24 protein-coding genes are annotated in these 22759 nt (G+C 63.9%); 13 read left to right on the top strand and 11 right to left on the bottom strand.

Annotated features, from left to right (window positions below):
* Positions 1 to 94 precede the first annotated feature (94 nt).
* Together AC1DX6_RS18530 and AC1DX6_RS18525 are read right to left on the bottom strand one after the other, a co-directional pair.
* Positions 95 to 1249 carry a YbfB/YjiJ family MFS transporter gene (locus AC1DX6_RS18530; protein WP_477315871.1) on the bottom strand — a complete coding sequence of 385 codons (1155 nt, stop codon included), beginning with the start codon at positions 1247 to 1249 and terminating at the stop codon, positions 95 to 97.
* A 314-nt stretch (positions 1250 to 1563) separates the two neighbouring features.
* A complete protein-coding gene (locus AC1DX6_RS18525; protein ID WP_477315869.1) occupies positions 1564 to 1770 on the bottom strand; it encodes a hypothetical protein in 207 nt (68 codons plus the stop codon).
* Between the two features lie 94 nt (positions 1771 to 1864).
* Here AC1DX6_RS18525 and AC1DX6_RS18520 point away from each other — a divergent pair, with 94 nt between their 5' ends.
* Entirely contained in the window at positions 1865 to 2779 is a 915-nt protein-coding gene (locus AC1DX6_RS18520; RefSeq protein WP_477315867.1) for a LysR substrate-binding domain-containing protein, read from the top strand.
* 85 nt (positions 2780 to 2864) lie between these two features.
* On the top strand, positions 2865 to 4121 hold the full coding sequence (locus AC1DX6_RS18515) for an aminopeptidase (protein ID WP_477315865.1): 1257 nt from the start codon (positions 2865 to 2867) through the stop codon (positions 4119 to 4121).
* Between the two features lie 216 nt (positions 4122 to 4337).
* Here AC1DX6_RS18515 and AC1DX6_RS18510 read toward each other — a convergent pair whose 3' ends face one another.
* Positions 4338 to 4685, bottom strand: coding sequence for an ArsC family reductase (locus AC1DX6_RS18510; RefSeq protein ID WP_477315863.1), 348 nt, complete (start codon positions 4683 to 4685; stop codon positions 4338 to 4340).
* Positions 4686 to 4839: 154 nt separating this feature from the next.
* Between AC1DX6_RS18510 and AC1DX6_RS18505 the strand changes: the two genes are divergently transcribed.
* The 3 genes from AC1DX6_RS18505 to AC1DX6_RS18495 are packed head-to-tail and all read left to right on the top strand — an operon-like array spanning position 4840 to position 6241.
* Positions 4840 to 5412: a dihydrofolate reductase family protein gene (locus AC1DX6_RS18505; RefSeq protein WP_477315861.1), complete on the top strand. Its 573-nt coding sequence runs from the start codon at positions 4840 to 4842 to the stop codon at positions 5410 to 5412.
* On the top strand, positions 5409 to 5765 hold the full coding sequence (locus AC1DX6_RS18500) for an ArsR/SmtB family transcription factor (RefSeq protein WP_477315859.1): 357 nt from the start codon (positions 5409 to 5411) through the stop codon (positions 5763 to 5765). Before AC1DX6_RS18505 ends, AC1DX6_RS18500 begins: the two co-directional genes overlap by 4 nt.
* Complete coding sequence (locus AC1DX6_RS18495) at positions 5762 to 6241, top strand: SRPBCC family protein (RefSeq protein ID WP_477315857.1); 480 nt, start codon at positions 5762 to 5764, stop codon at positions 6239 to 6241. The genes AC1DX6_RS18500 and AC1DX6_RS18495 overlap by 4 nt, the downstream gene beginning before the upstream one ends.
* A gap of 82 nt (positions 6242 to 6323) precedes the next feature.
* On the opposite strand, the gene AC1DX6_RS18490 is transcribed toward AC1DX6_RS18495, so the two are convergent.
* Positions 6324 to 6677, bottom strand: a complete 354-nt coding sequence (locus AC1DX6_RS18490; RefSeq protein ID WP_477315855.1) for a SnoaL-like domain-containing protein — start codon at positions 6675 to 6677, stop codon at positions 6324 to 6326.
* A 187-nt stretch (positions 6678 to 6864) separates the two neighbouring features.
* On the opposite strand from AC1DX6_RS18490, the gene AC1DX6_RS18485 reads away from it, so the two are divergent.
* Positions 6865 to 7569 (top strand): SOS response-associated peptidase, encoded by a 705-nt coding sequence (locus AC1DX6_RS18485; protein ID WP_477315853.1) that lies wholly within the window; start codon positions 6865 to 6867, stop codon positions 7567 to 7569.
* Positions 7570 to 7583: 14 nt separating this feature from the next.
* Positions 7584 to 7844 (top strand): hypothetical protein, encoded by a 261-nt coding sequence (locus AC1DX6_RS18480; protein WP_477315851.1) that lies wholly within the window; start codon positions 7584 to 7586, stop codon positions 7842 to 7844.
* Between the two features lie 193 nt (positions 7845 to 8037).
* Here the strand turns inward: AC1DX6_RS18480 and AC1DX6_RS18475 are convergent, their stop codons facing one another.
* The 7 genes from AC1DX6_RS18475 to AC1DX6_RS18445 form a co-directional block, all read right to left on the bottom strand.
* Complete coding sequence (locus tag AC1DX6_RS18475; RefSeq protein WP_477315849.1) at positions 8038 to 9465, bottom strand: aldehyde dehydrogenase family protein; 1428 nt, start codon at positions 9463 to 9465, stop codon at positions 8038 to 8040.
* A gap of 37 nt (positions 9466 to 9502) precedes the next feature.
* A complete protein-coding gene (locus tag AC1DX6_RS18470; RefSeq protein WP_477315847.1) occupies positions 9503 to 10588 on the bottom strand; it encodes an ABC transporter ATP-binding protein in 1086 nt (361 codons plus the stop codon).
* A complete protein-coding gene (locus tag AC1DX6_RS18465) occupies positions 10578 to 11186 on the bottom strand; it encodes a cupin domain-containing protein (RefSeq protein ID WP_477315845.1) in 609 nt (202 codons plus the stop codon). The genes AC1DX6_RS18470 and AC1DX6_RS18465 overlap by 11 nt, the downstream gene beginning before the upstream one ends.
* Positions 11187 to 11396: 210 nt before the next feature.
* Complete coding sequence (locus tag AC1DX6_RS18460; protein ID WP_477315843.1) at positions 11397 to 12467, bottom strand: ABC transporter substrate-binding protein; 1071 nt, start codon at positions 12465 to 12467, stop codon at positions 11397 to 11399.
* The gene (locus AC1DX6_RS18455) at positions 12452 to 13324 is read right to left on the bottom strand and encodes an ABC transporter permease (RefSeq protein ID WP_477315841.1); all 873 of its coding nucleotides are present in this window, start codon (positions 13322 to 13324) and stop codon (positions 12452 to 12454) included. The genes AC1DX6_RS18460 and AC1DX6_RS18455 overlap by 16 nt, the downstream gene beginning before the upstream one ends.
* On the bottom strand, positions 13321 to 14208 hold the full coding sequence (locus tag AC1DX6_RS18450; protein WP_477315839.1) for an ABC transporter permease: 888 nt from the start codon (positions 14206 to 14208) through the stop codon (positions 13321 to 13323). The genes AC1DX6_RS18455 and AC1DX6_RS18450 overlap by 4 nt, the downstream gene beginning before the upstream one ends.
* A gap of 67 nt (positions 14209 to 14275) precedes the next feature.
* Positions 14276 to 15559, bottom strand: a complete 1284-nt coding sequence (locus AC1DX6_RS18445; protein WP_477315837.1) for an NAD(P)/FAD-dependent oxidoreductase — start codon at positions 15557 to 15559, stop codon at positions 14276 to 14278.
* 245 nt (positions 15560 to 15804) lie between these two features.
* On the opposite strand from AC1DX6_RS18445, the gene AC1DX6_RS18440 reads away from it, so the two are divergent.
* From AC1DX6_RS18440 to AC1DX6_RS18415, 6 genes are all read left to right on the top strand, one after another.
* Positions 15805 to 16962 (top strand): fumarylacetoacetate hydrolase family protein, encoded by a 1158-nt coding sequence (locus AC1DX6_RS18440; RefSeq protein WP_477315835.1) that lies wholly within the window; start codon positions 15805 to 15807, stop codon positions 16960 to 16962.
* Positions 16963 to 17067: 105 nt separating this feature from the next.
* Entirely contained in the window at positions 17068 to 18612 is a 1545-nt protein-coding gene (locus tag AC1DX6_RS18435) for a sugar ABC transporter ATP-binding protein (RefSeq protein ID WP_477315833.1), read from the top strand.
* Complete coding sequence (locus AC1DX6_RS18430; protein WP_477315831.1) at positions 18609 to 19643, top strand: ABC transporter permease; 1035 nt, start codon at positions 18609 to 18611, stop codon at positions 19641 to 19643. The genes AC1DX6_RS18435 and AC1DX6_RS18430 overlap by 4 nt, the downstream gene beginning before the upstream one ends.
* Positions 19644 to 19875: 232 nt before the next feature.
* On the top strand, positions 19876 to 20808 hold the full coding sequence (locus AC1DX6_RS18425; RefSeq protein WP_477315829.1) for a substrate-binding domain-containing protein: 933 nt from the start codon (positions 19876 to 19878) through the stop codon (positions 20806 to 20808).
* 117 nt (positions 20809 to 20925) lie between these two features.
* A complete protein-coding gene (locus AC1DX6_RS18420) occupies positions 20926 to 21912 on the top strand; it encodes an ABC transporter permease (protein ID WP_477315827.1) in 987 nt (328 codons plus the stop codon).
* 3 nt (positions 21913 to 21915) lie between these two features.
* Positions 21916 to 22710, top strand: coding sequence for an ATP-binding cassette domain-containing protein (locus tag AC1DX6_RS18415; RefSeq protein WP_477243398.1), 795 nt, complete (start codon positions 21916 to 21918; stop codon positions 22708 to 22710).
* The last annotated feature ends 49 nt before the right edge of the window (positions 22711 to 22759 follow it).

Raw genomic sequence — 22759 nt, 5'->3', positions numbered from 1 at the left:
GTGGGCAAATCAGCTGATATCGGCGGGCATAAGGTCACACATTAGTTGGAAAGAAAATGCCGTGCCCGATGCCCGGCATCGAGCAAGACCACAATCATGGCGATTTTGGCGCAGCCGACCAGGTGATCACGCCCGAAACCAGCAACACAGCAGCAGCTACGATCGAGGCGAGGACAAAGTTGCCGGATGCCTGCGCCAGCAAACCGGCGACGATCGGGCCGACGATCTGGCCGAGGCCGAAGGAAGCCGTCATCACGGCAAAGATCCGGCGCGGCGCCTGCGGGACAAGTTGCCTTGCAGTCTGCAGGCCAAGCGCGGTGATGGCGATGAAGGTGCCGCCGAGCAGGAGGCCGCCGAGCAACGGCCCGACGGTGCCGCCCATGGCGACGCTGGCCGTGACGCCGACCACTTCGACGAGGCAGCCCAAGGCATAGGCCGCGTAGAGGCCGATCCGTGCTGATATCTTCTGCCAGAGCCAGACGGAGGGAAAGCCGGCAAGGCCAGTGACCAGCCAGACGATGGCCTCGAAGACGCGGCCGCCGCCACCCTGGCGGACAATGGCAACCAGGAACGTCGCCGTCACCACATAGCCGAAGCCGAACAGGCCGTAGGCGACGATGATCTTCAGCAACGACCGGTCCTTCGGCAGCGCCGGTTCGCGGCCGGTGACGCCATTGGCGGGCGCGGTGCTCCCGACCAGCAAGGCGACGACGGCAAAGCCGCAGACCGAAAGCGCGGCCGACCACAGCCAGCCCGCCGCCCAGCCGGCATGATCGGTGACGAGAACCGCCATCAGCGCCGAGGACGCCGCAATGCCGAGGCCGACGCCGCCGAAATGCAGCGCCTGCAGATCGTTGCGGCTGGCCGCCAGCAGATGGCCAAAGACGATGCTGGACATGAACACCATGACGAAGGCGCTGGCCAGCCCGGCAAGAAAGCGGATGAGGAGAAAAGCAGCCATGCTCTCGGTCAGGCCCATCGACCCGGCCAGCACTGCGCTGGCGGCAAGGCCGGAAAACATCAGCAGGCGCTCGCGCCCATGCGCCCAGCCGCCGGCGGCGGCAAGTGCCCCGACGAGGTAACCTAGGTAATTGGCAGAGGCGATCCAGCCGGCATCGGCCGTCGACAGGCCGAGCTCTTCCATCATGCCGGGCAGGATCGGCGTGTAGACGAAGCGGCCGATGCCCATGGCGACGGCCATGGCAATCATGCCGGCCACGGCGAGACGCAAGGGTGAAGCGGCTTTCATCGCAGCGCACAATAGATTTGCCGGGTGCCGAAACAATCCGCTTTTGTTGGGCCAGCCCCTTGCTTCGTCGCGCGCGCAGATCTTCAACGCAGCGCCGCCCCTCATCTGCCTGCCGGCATCTTCTCCCCGTGAACGGGGAGAAGGGAGCTGACCGCAACGTCGGCGCCTCTCCCTGCAACGCTGGCGACCAACGAAATCGGCGATGACGGCGTCCTTCTCCCCGTCACCATACGGGGAGAAGTGCCCGGCAGGGCGATGAGGGGCGGCGGGGCGTCGACAATATCGGCTCTTCCCTGTCACCGCGTCCGTGATTTTCAGTAGCAGCTGACCGCGCCCGTCTCGTAGGCGGTGCGCCGGGCCGTTAGCCGGAACGGCACGTCGCCGAGTTCACGCTCCGACATGGTGTCGAGCACCGGATGCGACAGCGGATCGGTCACCCAGTTGGCGATCTCGTCATGGCGTGGGCCTTGCCCTGCTCCCGAAACCGAAAAGGCTCTTAGCAATGACAAAATCTTGACCATCCTTGCCTCCTCGGTCTGACTGGCCTTACTAAAATCTGCCTTCCCGACCTGTCTTTCAATTGAGATTTCGGCCGCCTCGGTTTAGAAAAACTGTATGGCTATTTTGAACCGCGTCCATCTCAACGGCTTGCGTGCCGTCGAAACCGTCGCCCGGCTGGGGTCGCTTGCGGCGGCGGCCAGAGAGCTTGGCGTTTCCGTCAGCGCCGTCAGCCAGCAGATCAACCGAACGGAAAAACAGCTCGGCCAGGCTCTGTTCGAGCGAACGGCGAGCGGCCTGGTGCCGACCGAATTCGGCACTGTCTTCACGACCCGCCTGGGCGCGGGCTTCCGCGAACTCGCCCAAGCGGTGGCGCTCGCCGACGAGGCAAGCGAATGCACGCTGGTGGTTTCGGTGGCGCCGGCTTTTGCCTCGAAGTGGCTGCTGCCGCGGCTGTCCCGTCATTTTGCCCGGCACCCGAACGTACTGCTGCGCATCGACGCTTCGGGGCGGATCGCCGATCTCGACCGTTCCGACATCGACGTCGGCATCCGGATGGGCGACGGCAAATGGGCCGACGTGCGCGCGGAACTGCTGCTGGCGCAGGAGGTGTTTCCGGTCTGTGCGCCATCGATCGCGGCCAGACTGACATCGATCCAGGACCTGGCACAGACCTGCGCCATCACCGACGAGCGGTCGATGATCAGCTGGGACAGCTGGTTCGCGGCAGCGGGCGTCGAACCGGTCACTTTCCTCAAGGGCGCCCGCTTCACCGATCCGATGCTGTGCCTGGAATCGGCGATTGCCGGTCACGGCGTGATGCTCGCCTGGCAATTGCTAACGGCCGACGCTCTCGCCGACGGCCGGCTTGTCGCGCCCTTCGGCGTGCGCGCGGACAGCGGGCTCGGCTACTGGATGGTGACTTCCGCCGCCAAGAGCGAAAGCCGCAAGGTCCGGGATTTCAAGGTCTGGGTGCGCGAGGAAATCGAGGCGACCATGGCGCAGTTCAGGTCGCTCGAAAGCGCGGCCTAGGTCTGGACCAGCGCAATCGCGGTGGAAAGGACGGTGGCGTCGGTCTATGTAGAGTATCGGACCCCACATCACGGCAGGCAAATTCATGACCACACATTCGCGCGGCGTTTCCGCAACGATCGACCCGGTGAAGCTCGACAGGCTGGCCGAGGTTGCCATCAAGGTCGGGCTGCAATTGCAGCCGGGGCAGGATCTGGTGCTGACCTCATCGATCGCCGCGCTGCCGCTGACGCGGCGGATCGTCGAGCACGCCTACAAGGCCGGTGCGGGCCTGGTGACGCCGATCTTCAACGATGACGAGATGACGCTGGCGCGCTACCGTTTCGGAGCCGATGCCGGCTTCGACCGCGCCGCCGGCTGGCTCTATGAGGGCATGGCGAAAGCTTTTGCCAACAATGCAGCGCGGCTCGCCGTGCGCGGCGAGGACCCGTCGCTGCTGTCGGCGCAGGACCCGTCGAAAGTGGCGCGCGCCAACAAGGCGAACTCGATGGCCTACCAGCCGGCGCTGGAAAAAATCACCGGCTTCGACATCAACTGGAACATCGTCGCCTATCCTGATCTCGCCTGGGCCAAGCAGGTTTTCCCTGACGATGCCGACGACGTCGCGGTGGCCAAACTCGCCGACGCGATCTTCGCGGCGTCGCGGGTGGATGTGGAAGACCCGATCGGCAACTGGACAGCGCACAATGCGGCGTTGCGCGGCCGCACCGAATGGCTGAACGGCCATAATTTCCATGCGCTGCATTTCACCGGCCCGGGCACCGACCTGACCGTGGGGCTGGCCGACGGCCATGAATGGATGGGCGGCGCCTCGACCGCCAAGAACGGCATCACCTGCAATCCCAACATCCCGACCGAAGAAGTGTTCACTACGCCGCACGCAAGGCGCGTCGAGGGACATGTCTCCTCGACCAAGCCGCTGTCCTACCAGGGCACGCTGATCGACGAGATTTCGGTGCGCTTCGACGGGGGCCGCATCGTCGAAGCCAAGGCTTCAAAGGGCGAGGACGTGCTGAAGAAGGTGCTCGACACCGATGAAGGCGCGCGCCGGCTCGGCGAAGTGGCGCTGGTGCCGCATTCGTCACCGATCTCGGCCAGCGGCCTGTTGTTCTTCAACACGCTGTTCGACGAGAACGCCGCCTGCCACATCGCACTCGGACAATGCTACTCCAAGTGCTTCGTCGACGGCGCCTCGCTCAGCCAGGACGAGATCGCGGCGCGTGGCGGCAACAAGAGTTTTATCCACATCGACTGGATGATCGGCTCGGACAAGATCGACATCGATGGCGTCCACAAGGATGGCCGCAAGGTGCCGGTGATGCGCAAGGGGGAGTGGGCGTAAAGTTCGCGGCTGGCGTTTAGGCGTCGGCGGGACAGCGCCCCCCTCTGTCCTGCCGGACATCTCCCCCACATGGGGGGAGATCAGACGTCACGTGGGGCTTCGCCAATCGCCAACGTTGCAGGGTAAGCGAGGCGCCCAAACCGCCAATCTCCCCCCTCGTGGGGGAGATGTCCGGCAGGACAGAGGGGGGCGCGAAGGATCGCGGCGATTAAGGGTCTACTTCACAGCCACCTCATAAGCCTCCGGCTTGAACCCAACCAAGATCGCGTCGCCAACCTCCAGCACCGGCCGCTTGATCATGGTCGGCTTGGCCAGCATCAGCTTCTTGGCCTTCTTCTCGTCGAGACCCGCCTTGTCCTTGTCGGGCAGCTCGCGAAACGTCGTGCTGCCCTTGTTGAGCAGCTTTTCCCAGCCGACCTTGCCGACCCAGCCGTCCAGCTTGCCCGCGTCGATCCCTTCGGCCCGGTAATCATGGAACCGGTAGGGCACATCATGGCCCTCCAGCCAGACGCGCGCCTTCTTGATCGTGTCGCAGGTGGTGATGCCGTACATGGTGATCGTCAAAGGCGTGCTTCCCAGGCTGACAGTCGAATCTGCGGATCAGCCTAAAACCGCCTTTCCCGCTTTGCCAGCATCCCGACCGCCATCGATGCATATTTAGGCTTGCCAATACTAAGGGATTTTCCTAAGTATTGGCAAGAACGGGAAAGGAAAAATCATGGGCAGGATCGTCGTATCCGAACTGATCTCCGTCGACGGCGTCATGGAGGCGCCCGGTGGCGAGCCGGGCTACCGGCACACCAACTGGGTCGGCAAGCGGCACGAGGCCGGACAGATCGACTACAAGTTCCAGGAGGTGCTCGACCATGAAGCTCTGCTCATCGGCAGGGTTACCTATGAAAGCTTCGCCAGCGGCTGGCCGACCTATAAGGGGCCGTTCGCCGACCGCATGAACGGCATGCCGAAATACGTCGTCTCCTCGACGTTGAAGAACCCGGCATGGAACAACACCACCGTTCTGCAAGGCGAGCTCATGGCCGCGGTGCGCAAGCTCAAACAGGATCTGAAGGGAGATCTCATCGCCTGCGGTAGCCGCAGGCTGGTCAATGCGCTCAAGCAGCACGGTCTCGTCGACGAATACCGGCTGATGATGTTTCCGGTCATTCTCGGCAGCGGCGCGCAGTTGTTCGACAGGACCGAGGACGCGACCGACCTCAAGCTGGTCGACACGCGCTCCTTCGCCAATGGCGCCGTGGTGCTCACCTATCATGTGGAGACGACATCGCCATGAGCAGTCTGCAGCACGCTACGCCTGGCCCGCCGCCAATCGATGGCATCTTCCGTGCGCTGGCCGATCCGACGCGGCGGCGCGTTGTCGAGCGGCTGAACCGCAGCCCCGCGTCGGTCAGCGAACTGGCCCAGCCCTTCGAGATGGCGCTGCCATCCTTCATCGAACATCTCAAGGTGCTCGAAGGCTGTGGGCTGGTGCGCTCGGAAAAGATCGGCCGCACCAGGACCTATCAACTGGCGCCCGAGCCGCTGCAGCTTGCCGAAAACTGGCTGGCCGAACAGCGCGCGCTGTGGGAGCGCCGCCTCGACCAGTTCGACGCTTATGTGATGAGCCTCAAGGAGCAGGAAAAGTGAGCTACCCCTTCAAGACCGACCCCAGGCTGGATCTGACGCTGGAGCGTGTGCTCGACGCGCCGCGCGAACTGTTGTGGCGCGCCATGACGATGCCAGAGCATGTCAAGCAATGGTTCACGCCGAAGCCATGGTTGATCACCGACTGCGAGATCGATCTGCGGCCAGGCGGACTGTTTCGCACCCGCATGCAATCGCCCGACGGCAAAGAGGTCAACGACCGCCATTGCTGCTATCTGGAAATCGTGCCGAACGAACGCTTGGTGTGGACGGATGCGCTGCTGCCGGGCTACCGGCCGTCAGGCGAGCCCTTCATCACCGCGGTGATTTCCCTCCAGCCGGACGGCAAATGCACGCGCTACACCGCCACTGCCATCCACCGTGATCAGGCCACCCGCAACAACCATGAAGAGATGGGTTTCTTCGACGGCTGGGGCACGGTGGCCGATCAGCTGGCGCAGTATGTGAAGACGATTTGAGCTTTTCACAGGGCGGCCAGGACGATGTCCCGGCCGCCATATTTAGATCATGCAAGCGAGCAGGAAGCCGGCGTGTTCCGGCTTAGTAGTAAAAGCGCTCTTCGGTGATCTTGCCGTTCTTGACCGTGTATAGGCCAACCTCGTCCATGGTGGCGCGCTCGCCGGTGGCCTTGGGCGTTATGTCGAACTTGAAGCGCACCGCGAACTGATCGCCGTTGACATAAGGGCCCTCGACCGAGCCGCCATGCACTTCGTTGTTCGCTTGCCACCATTCGCCTTTTTGCCTGAGAGCCTCCTTGCCACGGACCATTGCCATCGGCCCTTCCATGGCTTCGTAGCTGGCGATGTCGTCGGCATTGTATTTTTCACCAGCACCCAGGTGATCGCCCTGCTTGAGCAGCTCGGTGAAATCCTTGGCAATTTCCGCGATGGACATGTGTGTTCCTCCTGTTGAGACTGGGTTGAAGTAGGGAAGCGCTTGCCGGCCCGCCACCTTTGCCCGCCCGACAGCTGACAAGCCGTGTCAGGACGATTGATATAGCTCGGTTATGTGACGACGATTTGCGGGAAAGCCGACAGCGACTTCGGTTGCAGACACAAGCCAAGTCCGCAATGCTAGGCGCATGTGCAACCTCTACAACATCACGACGACGCAAGAGGCGGTCCGCCAATGGACCCGCACATTGCGCGATATCAGCGGCAACCTTGAGCCTTCGGTCGACATCTATCCCAACCAGGCGGGGCCGGTCGTTCGCAACGCGGCGGACGGGACGCGTGAGCTGGCGAAACTGCTTTGGGGTTTGCCGACGCCGCCGGAGCGCATGAAAGGTAAGGCCGACTACGGCACGACCAACGTTCGCAATCCACAATATTCGCACTGGCAACAGTTCGTCGGCGTCGAGCATAGATGCGTCGTGCCGGTGACCAGCTTTGCCGAGCCTAGCCCTACCCCGAACGACAAGGACCCGGAAACTGGTATTCAGCGCAATTACTGGTTTGCCCGTGACGAAGGCCGGCCGCTGTTCTTCTTCGCTGGTTTCTGGACACGCTGGCAGGGCGTGCGAAAGGTCAAGGACGGTCCCGGCGACTTCGAACTATACGCCTTCATGACAACCAAGCCTAACGCTCTCATCGCGCCGATCCATGAGAAAGCCATGCCGGTGATCCTGACCACGCCGGAAGAGACTGAGGCCTGGCTGACAGCGCCGTGGGCAGAGGCACGGCATTTGCAGCGGACAGCGCCTGACGATGCATTGGTGATTGTCGAGAAGCCAGCCACACAGATCAAGTTTCCTCAGCAGCTGCCAGCCCAGGGGTCTCTGTTTTAGGCTGCGGGATCAGCTTGCAGGCCGCTGCCTCAATCGTCGTCTCGCCAGATCACCCGACGAACCATGCGGATTTCGACAAGGCGTCTGACACGAATTTTCAAGCGTTCAGCGGCGCTCGGAAGGATGATGCCGGCGTCAAGTTCGCGACGTTTGCAGCGCTCGCACCGCATGTGCCGTTCCACGTCCCAAAAAGGAATGTCACCGACCAGCTTTGCGAGGTCGCCGGGCAGATAGTGTCGAGTGATGTTGCAGTTCAGGCATCGGACACGAACTAGCTGCCCGACTTCGTGGGCCAAGGAAAGGGTTTGCACATTTCGGCGCGGCCGGCTGCTTGGTTCGGGCATTGGCCAAACTAGGAATGAATTCTTATCCGAGTCAATTCACACTTAGTTCCATGGTCTTTTTGTTCACAGCCGGCAGGAAGGACCACATAGGCGGCCCACCCGGCCGGCGTGATTGATCCGAAGCCTACGCCCCGTAGCCGATGATGCCCTTGACCTCGAGGAAATCGTGGATTGCCCAATCGGCATATTCGCGGCCGTTGCCGGACTGCTTGTAGCCGCCGAAGGGCGCGAACGTGTCCCATTCCGGATAGTTGATCGAGACCTGACCGGCGCGCAGCTGTCCGGCAACCTTGCGCGCATGCTCGATATCCTGCGACTGCACATAGGCGGCAAGGCCGTAGACCGTGTCGTTGGCGATCTTCACCGCGTCGTCGTCGTCGCTGTAGGAAATGACCGACAGCACCGGGCCGAAGATTTCTTCCTTTTCGATGGTCATGCCCGGCGTGACATGGCCGAACACGGTCGGCCTGACATAGTAGCCACGGTTGAGGTGTTCCGGCCGGCCGGGGCCGCCGGTGACCAGCGTCGCACCTTCAGCGATGCCGGCTTCGATCAGCCGCTGGATCTTGTCGTACTGGATGTTGGAGACCACCGGCCCGAGCTTGGTGTCCTCCGAGCGGGGGTCGCCGACATTGTGGGCTTCGGCCGCCTTCTTGGCGATGGCCAACGCCTCGTCGTGGCGGGCGGCCGGCACCAGCATGCGGGTCGGCGCGTCGCAGGACTGGCCGCTGTTGCCGAAGCAACCCTCGACGCCTTTCCTCACCGCGGTCTCGAAATCGGCACCGGGCAGCACGATGTTGGCGGACTTGCCGCCAAGCTCCTGCGCCACGCGCTTGACCGTTTCGGCCGCCGTCTTGGCGACGATGATGCCGGCGCGCGTCGAGCCGGTGAACGAGACCATGTCGACATCCGGGTGGCCGGCCATGACCTGGCCGACATCGGGGCCGTTGCCGTTGACCATGTTGTAGACGCCCTTAGGCACGCCGGCGGCCTGCATGACTTCGGAAAAGACGATGCCGCTGATCGGCGCGATCTCCGAGGGCTTCAGCACCACGGTGCAGCCGGCGGCGATGGCCGGCGCCACCTTGCAGACGATCTGGTTGAGCGGCCAGTTCCATGGCGTGATCAGCGCGCAGACGCCGATCGCTTCCTTGACCACCATGGTGCCGCCGCGCTTCTCCTGGAATTCATAATCCTCCAGCGCCTTGATGGTAGCTTCCATATGCGCCCGGCCCGCCCAGGTCTGCGCCTCGCGTGCCCAGGTGATCGGCGCGCCCATCTCCTGGCTGACGGCCTGGGCGATGTCTTCATAGCGCTCATTGTAGACTTCAAGGATGCGCTTCAGAAGCTTCAGGCGCTCGGCCTTGCTGGTTTGCGAGAAGGACGGGAAGGCCGCCTTGGCCGCTGCCACTGCCTTGTCGACATCGGCTTTCGAGCCGACCGAAATCCTGGTGTAGGCCTCTTCCGTCGACGGATCGATCACGTCCAGCGTCGCCGGCACGACGGGCGCGACCCACTTGCCGTCGATGAAGAAATTCAAATGATTGCTCAAGATCGGGCTCCGATTTTTTCTGGAAATGGAAGGAAGATCAGTTGGCCAGCATAGGGCAGTTGGCGCCACGGCGCAGGCTGATATGCGCCACGTCGCCGACGCTGAATTGAAAACCCTCGGCCTGACGCGGGGCGTCGATCACCACCGGCATCCCCTGCCCGAGTTCAGCGTGCAGGCGCAAGGTGCGGCCGTGGAAGACGATGCTGTTGACCCGCGCTGGCGCAGTTCCTTCGGCCGCCTCCGTGGCCGCCAGCAGATCTTCCGGGCGCACGCCGATGGTGCGCACCGCGCCTTCGGCCAGTGCGTCGCCGGTTTCTGAAACGGCTTCCAGCGGCAAGGCGCCGGCGGCGAAGCGCAGGCGCTCGCCATCGCGGCCGACGAAGCGCGACTGCAAAAGGTTCATCGTGCCGATGAAGCTCGCCACGAATTTGGTGGCGGGCCGGTCATAGAGCGTCGCCGGTGCTGCGATCTGCTCGATGCGGCCCTTGTTCATGACGACGATGCGGTCGGAGATCGACAGCGCCTCGGTCTGGTCATGGGTGACCATGACGAAGGTGGTGCCGAGCCGTGACTGCAGCCGCTTCAGCTCGACCTGCATCTGTTCGCGCAGATGCGCGTCGAGCGCCGACAGCGGCTCGTCGAGCAGCAGCACGCGCGGCTCGCAGACGATGGCGCGGGCGAGTGCGACGCGCTGGCGCTGGCCGCCCGACAGTTCGGAGACGCGGGCGCCGATCTTGTCGGCGAGGCCGACCATGTCGAGGGCCGCGCCGACGCGCTTGGCTTGCTCGATGCCGGAGAGCTTGCGCAAGGACAGGCCGAAGCCGACATTTTCGGTGACATTCATGTGCGGAAACAGCGCGTAGTCCTGGAACACGGTGTTGACCGGCCGGTCGAAGGGTCGGAGCGCGGTGATGTCACGGCCGTCCAGCAGCACACGTCCGCTCGACGGGCTTTCGAACCCGGCGATGACGCGCAGGCTGGTGGTCTTGCCGCAGCCGGAAGGGCCGAGCAAGGTAAGGAACTCGCCGCTGGCGATGTCGAGGTCGACAGCGTCCAAGCCGACGATGCCACCGGGAAAGGTCTTCGATACGGCCTGCAGCCGCACCAGTGGATCAAGCGCCATCGCGAACCTCGGAGGGTTTTGTCGTGTTGACCCAGAGGATCTGGCAGCGCTCAGCACCCGGGTTGCGGAAGGCGTGCAAAAGCGTGCTCTTGAAGGCAAAACTGTCGCCGGTCTTCAGCCCGTAGGTGGTGGAATCGACAACGAGCTCGACCTCGCCCGACAGGACGAAACCGAATTCATGGCCGGCATGGGCGTAGGCTTCGGCGGTGCCGCCGCCGGCGTCCACCGTTACCAGCATGCCGGTGAGTGTCGCGGCGGGCGGCGACAGCAGTGCCTTGGCGATGCCTTCCGATTTGACCGGGATCTGCCGCCGGCTGTTGGCACGCACGCAATAGAGATCGTTGACGGCATCGTTGCCGTCGGCGATCAGCGCCGACGGCTCGATGTCGAGGGCAGCGGCAAGCGGCCAGATCACTCGCACCCGCAAGGAAGACATGCCGCGCTCGATCTGGCTCAGCGCCCCGATCGACACCCCTGCCTTGGCGGCAAGATCGGCCAGCGACAGATTGCGCTCCAGCCGCAGCGCCCGCACGCGCCGGCCGACGCGAACGTCGGCGTCGTCCTTCAGCTTTCCCGCGGCTTCGTCCAGCATGTCCATGCGTAATTCCTCGTAACTGTCCTATTAGCGCGGCGCCGCGCCGAAGAGCTCCCCTTCTCCCCTTGTGGGAGAAGGTGTCGCCGGAGGCGACGGATGAGGGGGGCTCCAGCTTGGCGATGACGGCGATCCGTCCAACACCCCTCATCCGTCTCGGCGCTGCGCGCCGATCCACCTTCTCCCACAAGGGGAGAAGGCGAGGTCAGCGCTGCGTCAGCCGCCCGCCTTCACCTTTTCGAACATCTTGGCGAGGTCGTCATTCTGTTTCATCGGTCCGGTGAAGACGGTGGTCTTCAGCATCACTTCGGGATCCGACGGCAGCTGCAATTTCTCCAGCTCCTCCTTCGGCACCGCGGCAAAGGCCGAGCTGGTCGAGCTGCCATAGCCATAGGCCTCGATCAGGTATTTTCCGGAGTCCGTTTCCAGCCGGCTGTTGATGAAGTCATAGGCGAGGTCGACATTCTTGGCGTCCTTGAGCATGACGAAGCCGCAGGACCAGGTCAGCATGCCTTCCTTCGGCTTCATGAACTCGACCGGCACGCCCTGCTTCTTCAGCGAGGTGGCCGAGGCGTTCCAGGTCATGGCGGCAACCAACTGGCCGCTGGCCAGCGCCTGTTCCACCGAGGTCATGTCGGTGGTGTAGTTGGAGAGCAGCGGGCGCTGCTCGCGCAGCTTTTCCGCCACCTTGTCCATTTGCTCCGGCGTCATGTCGAACGGGTTGACGCCGGCCAGAAGGGCCGCCACCACCGGTGTGTCATGCACGGCGTCGATGGTCGCCATGCGGCCGGCATACTGCTTGTCCCAAAGCAGGTTCCAGCTGGCCTCCGGGTTCTTCACCAGATCGGTGCGGTAGAGGATCGAGGTGTTGCCCCAGTCCCACGGCACCATCCAGACCTTGCCGTCGCCGGCCTGAATGTCAGGAAGGTTCTTGAAGACCGGGAAGATCGAATCCCAGTTCTTGATGCGCTTGGTGTCGATCGGCTGCAGCAGGCCTTCCTTGTTCCAGCGCGCCACTTTGTCGTAGCAGGGATGCGCAATGTCAGGCCGGAAGCCGGCCTTGACCTTGGTGAAGGCATCGTCGTCATCGCCGAACATCGAGGCCTCGACGCCATCGGGATGCGCGGCCAGGAAGCTCTTGTTGAAGTCGGGCAGTTCATAGCCCGACCAGGTGAAATATTGCAGCTTGTCGCCCGCAAACGCGACGGTCGACGACAGCGCCAGTGCCAAGGCGGCCAGTCCGGCGCGAGCTTTGTTTCCGGTTATCGATTTCAGGTCGAATGCCATTGCAGTTCTCCTCTTTTGGTTTCTTCTGGTTTGGACGGATTGGCGGGCGCCGGCCGCTGAGCGGCGGTGAGCCCGCGATGGCGCAGGAATTCGGCAAGGCCGGCAATGATGAAGGACACGGCGAGGATCGCGGTGCCCAGCGCCATGACTGTCGGCAGCGATTTCGGGAAGCGCAGCTGGCTCCAGATGTAGAGCGGCAGCGTCGGCTCGGTGCCGGCAAGAAAGAAGGCGACGATGAACTCGTCGAACGAGGTCAGGAAGGCCAGCATGAAGGCCGAGACGATGGCCGGCAGGCTGAGCGGCAGCATGACCCGCCTGAACGTCGTCCAGTCGGAAGCGCCGAGATCAAGCGCTGCCTCGCGGATGGTCTTGGGGATGACGGCAAAGCGGCTGCGCATGACCACCACCGTCGTCGGCAACCCCACCAGTATGTGGCCGAGCACGATCGCAATGCGCGACGGGCCGAAGCCGAGCAGGTTGACCAGGATCAACAACGATATGCCGACAATGACGCCGGGGATCAGGATCGGCAGCCGGGCGATGGTGCTGATGGTGGCGGCAAGCGGGGAGCGGCCGTAGAGATCCATGTAGGACACCGTGATGCCGCAGAGCGTGGCGCCAGAGGCGGCGATCACACCGATCACCAGGCTGTTGGCCAGCGCGCCGGACAGTGCCGAATTGCCGAACAGCGTCGCATACCATGCAAGGGTAAAGCCTTGCAGCGGAAACGCCGCCTGGATCGAATCGTTGAAGGAAAACAGCGGGATCAGCGATACCGGCAAATAGAGGAAGACCAGATAGGCAAGCACGTAGACGCCGAGCCAGCGGCCGCCGGATTCTGTCCGCGCCGCACTCATGTGCGGCTGCCAAAGCGGCGGTCGGCAAAGCGCACGACCAGCACCACGCAGAGGATGACCAGCATGACGGCGACGGAAAGTGCGGCGCCGAAGGGCCAGTCATTGGCCTTGCCGAACTCGGCCTGGATCAGCGTGCCGATCATGGTGCTGGCGGGGCCGCCGACCAGCGCCGGGGTGACATAGTCGCCGACCGTCGGCACGAAGACGACGAGTGCGGCCGCCAGCACGCCCGGCATCGAATTCGGCAGCACGACGCGGCGGAAGCTGCTGAACGGTTTTGCGCCAAGGTCTGACGCGGCTTCGAGCAGCGATTTCGGGATCGTCTCCAGCGCCACATAAATGGGCAGGATGGCGAAGGGCGCATAGGCGTGCGCAAGCGTGACGACGACGGCGGCCGGTGTGTTGAGAAAGGCGAGCGTCGGCTCGGACCAAATGCCGCTTTCGATCAGCGCCGAGTTCAGCACGCCATTGTAGGCAAGCACGATCTTCCAGGCGAAGACGCGTAGGAGGTAGCTGGTCCAGAACGGCAACGTCACCAGAAACAGCAGCAGGCCGCGGCGGCGGCCGGCATGGAAGGCAAGATAGTAGGCGACGGGATAGGCGGTGACGACGGTTGCCAGCGTCACCAGGCCGGCAATGGTCAGCGAGCGCAGCGTCACCGTCCAGTAGAGCGGATCGGACACCACGCTGACGAAATTGGCCAAAGTGAAACCGGCGCCGAGCAGCGAACCGTCATTGTTGCGGAAGGCAAGGAAAAGCACGAGGCCAAGCGCAAACAGGATCAGCAGGAAGGTGACCAGCGCGCCCGGCAGCAGCATGGCGAAGCGGAACCCCGAAGACGATCGGGATGTTGCCGGCGCTTCTGTAGCAACGATGGTCGACATCGGACTGTCCATCGGCAATCTGAAATTGCCTAAGCTTTTTTCATATTCATGAAACTGTCAAGACAAATCAGCGCTCGAACGCATCCAGCATGCGGTACCAGGCGATCGTCGCGGCAACGCCGACCTGCCGAAAGGCGTGGAACGGGATCGGCCGGATCGGCGAAATGGGGAACGGCAACTGCATGGCGTCGCCGCTGTGGAGGTAGAGTGCCACGCGCGCGCCTAGCGCGGTCATCAGGCCGAGGCCACGGCCCTGGCAGCCGACCACGGCCAACAGGCCCGGCTCGGGCTCGTGGATATGCGGGAGATGGTCCGGCGTCATCGCCAGCCGACCGAACCACCGCTTCTCGATGGCGACATCGGCCAATGCCGGATAGAGCCGCCGCAAGGCGCGCTCGAGATGCGCCCAGTCGGCCGGGCTGGTCGGCAGCGCCATGCGGCCGCGCCCGCCAAGCACCAGCCGGCCATCGGCGCTCTTGCGGTAATAGACGAGGATGCGGCGTGAATCCGACACCGCTTGTCCCTCCGGCAGGATGGTGGCCGCCAGATTGGACGACAGCGGCGCTGTGGCGACCTGGAAGGAATGCAGCGGAACGATCGTCTGAGCCAAGCCTGGGACGAGACCGCCGGTATAGGCGTTGGTCGCCAGGACGACCGCCTTGGCTTGAAATTCCGTGCCGTTTTCAGTCGAGATACGCCAGAGACCAGCACTCTTGCCAAGCCGCACAACCTTCTGACGCTCGCCGATCTTCACGCCCGCCGCCGTGGCAATCCGGGCCAGTTCCGAGACATAGGCGAGCGGATCGATGACGCCGGCGCGACGGTCGAGCCAGCCGCCGAGATAACCATTTGCGCCGGTCTTTGCTGCGATCTCGCTCTGGCTCAAAAGCCGGACATCGGCGCCACGCGCCCGCCATTGCCGGTCCCGGTTGGCCGCCGCCTTCAGCGCCGTCTCTGTGTGCGCGGCCTGGATCCAGCCGTTGCGAACGAAGGGCACCGCCAGTTTCTCGTCGCGGATCAAATCGAAGACGGCGTCCGCCGTCGAGGCGGCGAAATCGACCAGCGCCTCGCCGTGTTCGGGACCAAAATTCTGCAGCAGCCATTCCGGATCGTATTTGAGACCGGGGATGACCTGGCCGCCATTCAGGCCGGACGCGCCCTGGCCGATTTCGCCGGCGTCCAGCACCTGCACGGACATGCCGAGACGGGCGGCATGCAAGGCCGTCGATAGGCCCTGGATGCCGCCACCGACAATGACGACATCGGCGGTTTGGCCGCCGGGGAAAAGCGACCGGAATTTGGCTGCAGTTTGCGGCTTCTGCCAGATCGGATCGGAAAACGGCACGGGCAAGGGCTTCACCTGAAATGCGCTTCGTGAAATGAAAATCCTAGTGACGATTTCATTATTTTGAAAGAGCGTTTTCGGCTCAGCGTCGACCTATTGCAATCGAAGAGCATCCGGTGAAGCGAAATGCGGTCGAAAAAGCGGCGTATTTCGATCGTCGGGACGGGTAGACCTTTGCGGGGAATTTGTTGAAAGTGCCGCCGCCGATCCGGCCAAGCTCACCTTTTCTGTCTCTCAGAGGATTCCAAGCCATGACGAACCCGACGCATCTGCCGACCGAGGGTCTTTTCGTCGGCCGCGCCAGGGCCAGCGATGCCTCGCATCCGCTGGTGGCGACGGTGCGCGACGGCACGGTCTTCGACATCACCTCGAGCGCGGCCCCGACCGTGCGTGACATCTGCGAGCTGGCTGACCCGGCAGGCCACGTTCGCGCGGCCAAGGGCAAGCCGATCGGTTCACTCGACGCGATCGCTGCCAACAGTTTCCAGGCTGCTCGCGATCCGGCAAAACCCTACCTGCTCTCCCCGGTCGATCTGCAGGCGGTCAAGGCGTCGGGCGTCACCTTCGTCGTCAGCCTGCTGGAGCGGGTCATCGAGGAGCAGGCGCGCGGCTCCGCGGAGAAGGCCGACGCCATTCGCGCCGACATTGCCGGGCTGATCGGCCATGATCTGTCGAAGCTGAAACCCGGCTCGCCGGAAGCGATGGAGATCAAGGCCAAGCTCATCGCGCGCGGCGCCTGGTCGCAATATCTGGAAGTCGGCATCGGCCCGGATGCCGAGATCTTCACCAAATGCCAGCCAATGGCCTCGGTCGGCTTCGGCGCCGATGTCGGCCTGCATCCGGTTTCCACTTGGAACAATCCGGAGCCGGAGATCGCCATGATCGCCGCCAGCAGCGGCAGGATCGTCGGCGCCACGATCGGCAACGACGTCAATCTGCGCGATGTCGAGGGGCGCTCCGCACTCTTGCTCGGCAAGGCCAAGGACAACAACGCCTCTGCCTCGCTCGGACCGTTCATCCGGCTGTTCGACGACACGTTCTCGATCGACGATGTGAAGCAGGCCATCGTGCGCTTGAAGGTCGAGGGCGAGGACGGGTTTTCGCTGGAGGGCGCAAGCTCGATGGCAGAGATCAGCCGCTCGCCTGAAGAGCTGGTTGCCGCTGCCATGGGACCGCATCACCAATATCCCGACGGCCTGGCGCTCTATCTCGGCACCATGTTCGTGCCATCCAAGGATCGCGGCGAAAAGGGCAAGGGGTTTACCCACAAGGTCGGCGACATCGTCACCATCTCGTCGGAGAAATTCGGTGCGCTGGTCAATCGCGTGCTTCTTTCGCCGGACTGCCCGCACTGGAACTATGGCGCCAGCCATCTCATGCGCGACCTCGCCCGGGCCGACCTCATCTAGCAGCGGCCAAGAACCGGCGGCAATCAGCACAATTTTATGTTGTACCCCCGGTGACTGCGGACGCAAATCACTCCAAGATCGCCGCGCGGTCGGGGGGCCGCTCATATGGCAGATACGCCGCTGGTCTTGGTACGCAATGCCGCCAAACGCTTTGGCGGCACCACCGTGCTCGAAGACGTGAGCCTTGCCGCCAGGCGTGGAACCATCCACGCCATTGTCGGCGAAAGCGGCGCCGGCAAATCGACCTTGGTCAAGCTGCTGGCCGGCATCTTGAGGCCTGACAGCGGCACGATCGAGATCGGCGGCCAGAAGGTGGCCCTCGACAGTCCGAATGCCGCGCGCAAGCACGGCATCGGCGTGGTGCTGCAGCAGTCGGCGCTTTTTCCCGACCGCCCCGTGCTCGCCAATCTCTTCGTCAACCGCGAGCCGCTGCGCAGCGGCCTTGTCTCCCGCCGCGAGATGGCGGCGCGCAGCTTCGACCTGCTTCGCCAGCTCGGCCTTTCCGTCGACGTCCGCGCCCCGCTTGGCGAACTCGATGCGGCCGAACGCCAACTGGTCAACATCGCCCGAGCGCTTTTGGAGAACCCGAGGCTGCTCTTGCTCGACGAGCCGACCGAAGCGCTCGACCGGCGCCAGAGCGAGCGGCTGTTTTCGGTGCTCAACGGGCTGAAGGCCAGGAGCATGACCATGCTCTATGTGTCGAACCGACTGGAGGAAACGCTTGGCCTTGCCGACGAACTGACGGTGATGCGCAACGGCCGCGACGTGCTGTCGAAGGCGCGGCACGAACTGACGGCATCCGAGGAAGCCATGATCGGCCGGTTGCGCCACGCGCTGTTCCCGGTGCCGTTGCGCTCATTGTCGACCGTCGCCGGCACGCTGCGGCCGCAGCTTGCCGTGACAGGCTTGAGCGGCGGCCGGCTTGCCGGCGCCGACTTCAGCGCCCGTGCCGGCGAGATCGTCGGTCTTGCCGGGCTCGCCGGCTCCGGCGTGTCGGATCTGCTTGCCATGCTGTTCGGGCAGCGCAAGGCGCGCAAGGGCAAGGTGCGTTTTCCCGATGGCGATGGCCTGCCGAAGAACCGGACCGAAGCGGCGCGCCGCAGCATCTGCCTGATCTCGAACCAGGGCGGCGACGGTCTGATGCCCGACAGATCCATCGCCTTCAACCTCTCCAGCGTGGTTGTCGGCGCGCGCGACTGGGGGCGGCGCTGGTATTCACCGGCAGCGGCAACCGAGCGCGCGGCGCGGCAGATCGAGGCGCTGCGTGTCCGCAGCGGTCCCGATGAACTTGCCGGCACGCTGTCGGCTGGCGGCCGGCAGAAGGTGGCCGTCGCCAGGTGGCTGGAGATCGGCCCGCAGGTGGTGCTGCTCGACGATCCCGCGCGCTGCATCGACATTTCCAGCAAGCAGGAGATCTACGGCTCAATCCGCCAGATGGCGGCGAGCGGCTGCATCGTGCTCATGCACTCGACCGAGATGTCCGAACTGGCCGGGCTTTGCGACCGCGTCCTTGCTTTCCATCGCGGCCGGCTTGCCGGTGAGGTGGCGGGCGCGGATATGGATGCGGTTGCCGTTCGCAGGCTGATCACCGGCGACGAGACGGCCGCGCCGGCCGAGCAGGCGACCACAGGCCGGAGGGATGCGGCATGACCGAAACCGTCACCGTCCCGCGGCTGGCGGGGTCGGCCGTGCCCAAGCCAAGGCGAAGCTTTCGCCTGCCAGGGGCGATGGGCGTGGTCCTTATGCTGGCCGTGCTCATCGGTCTGCTCGGCCTGCTGCACCGCCCCTTCCTTGAGCCCGCCAGTCTCGTCGCGCTGCTGGAGCAGGCCGCCCTGCCCGGCCTGCTCGCCATCGGCATGGTGTTCGTGCTCGCCGTTCGCGGGATCGACCTGTCGGTGGCTGCCGTGTTCCACATCACGGCGCTGCTTGCCGCGCTGCTGATGAGTGGCGGCGTCGATCCCTGGCTGTCCGCTGTGGCCGGCGTCGCGCTCGGCGCCGGCATCGGCCTCGTCAACGGGCTGCTCGCGCTGGCACTGCGTGTCCCGGTGCTCATTGTCACGCTCGGCACCTGGTGGATGATCGACGGGCTGTCGCTGGTCCTCGGCAAGGGACAGGCGATTGCCCCGCCGGCGGGAGACAGCAGCCTCTTTGCGACGCTCTCCGGCAAGGCCTTCGGGATCGTGCCGGCGACGGTCGTGATCTTTGTCCTGCTGGCGCTTGCGTTGCAGGTGGTGCTGCAGCGGACCCGCTTCGGCTACCGGGTACAGGCGACTGGCAGCAATCCCGAAGCCGCCGCCCATGCCGGCATCGCGACCGGCAAGGTCCGGCTGACGGCGCTGGCGCTGATGGGCGCGCTTGCGGGGCTCGCCGGCGTCGTCCATCTCGGCGCGCAGGGCTCGATTTCGCCCAATGATGGCAACGGCTTTGCGCTGCTGGCGATCGCCGCGGCGCTACTTGGCGGCACGAGACTGTCGGGCGGCCACGGCAGCGTCATCGGCGCCGCCATCGGCATGCTTGTCATCCAGGCGGTGCTGAGCGGGATCGCTCTGCTCGGCATCGATGCCACATGGACCAGTTTCGCCGTCGGCGCGCTGCTGGTGCTGGCGCTGGCGGTCGACCGGCTGGGCAGGACATGGCGCGGCTGGCGCGCTGAGCGCAGGCAGGACGGCGCCCGCGGCTGAGGCCTACCCCGCCTACCTCACACAAATATCACCCGAACTGATGCAATCTGATGGGACCGCTGATGGCGCCTGCGATTGCGTTGACTTCCACTGATCGATGGAGGCTTGCCAACCGTCGAAAAAGGGAATGCTCTGCTGCATCCAGATCGGCGCTGGCAAGAAAATGCGATCAGGGCTTTGCCGTGATCAAACGTCGGATGCGGGAGGTCATTTCAACATGGGAGGAAAGCAAATGCTGACGAGGCTACGATTACTTGTGCTTGGCTTGATTGTGGCGCTGGCCATTCCGGCAGCGGCGCAGGCCAAGACCTTCTACTGGATTTCGCATGGCGGCCCGGCCGACCCGGTGTGGACCTACTTTCTCGCCGGCGCCAAGCAATGGGCGAAGGATACCGGCAACACCGTCAACACCTCGTTCCACAATGGCGACGTGGCATCGCAGCAGGAGGCTGTGCGCGCGGCGATATCCGCAAAGGCCGACGGCATCGTCACCACCAGCCCCGATCCGGGCAGCCTGGTCGAGATCGCCAAGGAAGCCAACACCGCCAAGATTCCGATCATCAACTTCAACACGCCCGATCCCAAGGCGAGCTTCAACGCCTATGTCGGCGGCGACAACACAACCTTCGGCAAGCACTGGGCGCAGTATCTGGTCGACAAGGGCCTGGTGAAGAAAGGCGACTTCGTCTGGATGCCGGTCGAAGTGCCCGGCGCCACCTATGGCGTTCAGGAAGAAGAAGGCATCAAGAGCGTCTTCGAACCGCTCGGCATCACCTATGAAATCACCGAAGCCACGCTCGACCAGGCCGAAGTGATCAACCGCATGGTCGACTACCTCACCGCCAACAAAGCCAAGGTCAAGGCGATCATCGGCCTCGGCGATCTGGTGACCGGCTCGATCAAGCGGGTGTTCGACCAGGTCGGCATCAAGCCGGGCGAAATCCCTGTCGTCGGCTGGGGCAACTCGCTCGACACCACCCAGGAAGTGCTGAACGGCTACGTCAATGCCGGGCAGTGGCAGGACCCGCAGGCGACCAGCTATGTGGCGCTTTCGCTCGCCGCCATGGCTTCTGCCGGCATTCCTCCGGGCTTCAATGTCATCACCGGCGCGCTCTACGAAAAGGACACCGCGCAGGTCTACGACAACATCCTGTCCGGCAAGTAATCCGAGACCCAACAGTCGCGACCGTATCCGCGGTCGCGGCTGTCTTGTCCCTTCCGCCGAGCCTGCGCAGACGATGTGCAGATCTCAGCCAATTCCCCATCATGCCGCGGGTCCCAATTGGAAAATCGTTCGCTCATTCAACGCCTGATCGCGAGGCCGGAATTCGGGCCTTTCGTGCTGCTGGTCATCGAGCTCGCCGTGTTCTGGGGGTTCAACCACGACTTCCTGTCGCCGCAGAACATCTCCAACATACTGGCCTTCACCGTCGAGCTCGGCCTGATTGCGCTGGCGATGACGCTGCTGATGACATCGGGCGAATTCGACCTTTCGGTCGGCTCGCTGTTCGGCTTCTCGCCGGTGCTGATGTGGACGCTGTTCAACAGCGGCCTCACCTCGCTGGAGGTCGGCTTCGTCGTTGCCTTGCTGGTCGCCGCCTTCATCGGGCTGATCAATGGCTGGTTCGTGACGCAGCTCAAGATTCCGTCCTTCCTGGTCACGCTCGGCATGCTTCTGGTGGTGCGCGGCACCGCCTTGTTCGTCACCGACGGATTTCCGCAGCGCACCTGGAGCGCCGAGGGCAGTTGGCTCGCAGAAGTGCTGGTCGGCGATTTCTTCATCGGTCCGTTCCGCATCTACATGTCGCTGTTCTGGTTCATCGCCGCCGCAATAGCGCTCGGCTACGTGCTGACGCAGAGCCGGACCGGCAACTGGATCCAGGCCGCCGGTGGCAACCCCAGTGCTGCCAGGGCGCGCGGCGTCAATGTCAGCGGCGTCAAGATCGGCCTGTTCGTGCTGTCGTCGCTGATGGCCTCGTTCGCCGGCGTCATTTCTTCGCTGCGCACCTCGGCAGCCAACCCCAACAGCGGCACCGGCTACGAGCTCGAAGTCATCGCCATGGTGGTGATCGGCGGCACGGCGCTGACTGGCGGACGCGGCACCATCATCGGCACCGTGCTCGGCATCCTGATCCTGCGCGTGATGCGCAACGGCATCGTGCTGATCGGCGTGCCCGGCCTTGCCTACAACATCTTCATCGGCGCCATCATCCTCGGGATGATGGCGCTGCATTCATGGCTGGAACGCCGGCATCAGGCAGGGACTTGAACCATGGCTGAACCGCTTATCCGCATGGAAAACATCCGCAAATCCTACGGGCGCGTGCAGGCGCTCGAGGACGCCAATTTCCATGTCAACGAAAGGGAGATCGTCGGGCTACTCGGCGATAATGGCGCCGGTAAGTCGACGCTGATCAAGGTTTTGTCGGGGGCGGTGCCGCTGACAAGCGGCGACATCTTCATCCGCGGCAAGAAGGTGAACCTGCGCAGCACCAGCGACGCCATCGCCCATGGCATCGAGACGATCTACCAGGATTCGGCGCTGGTCACGCAACTGTCGATTGCGCGCAATCTGTTCCTCGGGCGCGAACCGATCAAGCCACCGCGTTTCCTCAACCGGATGGACCAGGAGGCGATGAACGTGGTTGCCCGCGACCTGCTCAAGCAGGTCGGCATTTCGAAGAACATCCCGCCGACGACGCCGATCGGCTCGCTGTCGGGCGGCGAGCGGCAGGCGGTGGCGATCGCGCGCGCCATGCATTTCGACAGCGACCTCATCATCCTCGACGAGCCGACCAACAATCTCGGCGTCGCCGAGACGCAAGGCGTGCTGAGTTTCGTGCGCAGCGCCCGCGATTCCGGCCATTCCTGCATCTTCATCGCCCACAACATCCATCACGTCTTCCAGGTGGTCGACCGCATCGTCGTCATGCGCAGGGGCAAGGTGGTTGCCGACGACATCGACCCGAAAAAGACCAATGTCGCCGAGGTCGAACGCATCATCACCGGCATGTCGGACAAGGAGATCCACGACGCCGTCGTCGAAGGCACGCAGCGGCCCGGCTAAGCAGCCATCGCGGCTGCTTCACGTCGCTGTCTGGCAGGAGATCGCATCA

Source organism: Mesorhizobium sp. P2_C4 (assembly GCF_056404575.1).
The sequence above is the reverse complement of the archived record's forward strand: the minus strand, read 5'-3'. Positions and strand labels throughout refer to the sequence as shown.

Excerpts from the sequence above, each read along its gene's own strand:
- AC1DX6_RS18530 (WP_477315871.1), bottom strand. The coding sequence starts at position 1,249 with ATGAAAGCCGCTTCACCCTTGCGTCTCGCCGTGGCCGGCATGATTGCC.
- AC1DX6_RS18525 (WP_477315869.1), bottom strand. The coding sequence starts at position 1,770 with ATGGTCAAGATTTTGTCATTGCTAAGAGCCTTTTCGGTTTCGGGAGCA.
- AC1DX6_RS18520 (WP_477315867.1), top strand. The coding sequence starts at position 1,865 with ATGGCTATTTTGAACCGCGTCCATCTCAACGGCTTGCGTGCCGTCGAA.
- AC1DX6_RS18515 (WP_477315865.1), top strand. The coding sequence starts at position 2,865 with ATGACCACACATTCGCGCGGCGTTTCCGCAACGATCGACCCGGTGAAG.
- AC1DX6_RS18505 (WP_477315861.1), top strand. The coding sequence starts at position 4,840 with ATGGGCAGGATCGTCGTATCCGAACTGATCTCCGTCGACGGCGTCATG.
- AC1DX6_RS18500 (WP_477315859.1), top strand. The coding sequence starts at position 5,409 with ATGAGCAGTCTGCAGCACGCTACGCCTGGCCCGCCGCCAATCGATGGC.
- AC1DX6_RS18490 (WP_477315855.1), bottom strand. The coding sequence starts at position 6,677 with ATGTCCATCGCGGAAATTGCCAAGGATTTCACCGAGCTGCTCAAGCAG.
- AC1DX6_RS18485 (WP_477315853.1), top strand. The coding sequence starts at position 6,865 with ATGTGCAACCTCTACAACATCACGACGACGCAAGAGGCGGTCCGCCAA.
- AC1DX6_RS18470 (WP_477315847.1), bottom strand. The coding sequence starts at position 10,588 with ATGGCGCTTGATCCACTGGTGCGGCTGCAGGCCGTATCGAAGACCTTT.
- AC1DX6_RS18465 (WP_477315845.1), bottom strand. The coding sequence starts at position 11,186 with ATGGACATGCTGGACGAAGCCGCGGGAAAGCTGAAGGACGACGCCGAC.
- AC1DX6_RS18460 (WP_477315843.1), bottom strand. The coding sequence starts at position 12,467 with ATGGCATTCGACCTGAAATCGATAACCGGAAACAAAGCTCGCGCCGGA.
- AC1DX6_RS18455 (WP_477315841.1), bottom strand. The coding sequence starts at position 13,324 with ATGAGTGCGGCGCGGACAGAATCCGGCGGCCGCTGGCTCGGCGTCTAC.
- AC1DX6_RS18450 (WP_477315839.1), bottom strand. The coding sequence starts at position 14,208 with ATGTCGACCATCGTTGCTACAGAAGCGCCGGCAACATCCCGATCGTCT.
- AC1DX6_RS18440 (WP_477315835.1), top strand. The coding sequence starts at position 15,805 with ATGACGAACCCGACGCATCTGCCGACCGAGGGTCTTTTCGTCGGCCGC.
- AC1DX6_RS18435 (WP_477315833.1), top strand. The coding sequence starts at position 17,068 with ATGGCAGATACGCCGCTGGTCTTGGTACGCAATGCCGCCAAACGCTTT.
- AC1DX6_RS18430 (WP_477315831.1), top strand. The coding sequence starts at position 18,609 with ATGACCGAAACCGTCACCGTCCCGCGGCTGGCGGGGTCGGCCGTGCCC.
- AC1DX6_RS18425 (WP_477315829.1), top strand. The coding sequence starts at position 19,876 with ATGCTGACGAGGCTACGATTACTTGTGCTTGGCTTGATTGTGGCGCTG.
- AC1DX6_RS18415 (WP_477243398.1), top strand. The coding sequence starts at position 21,916 with ATGGCTGAACCGCTTATCCGCATGGAAAACATCCGCAAATCCTACGGG.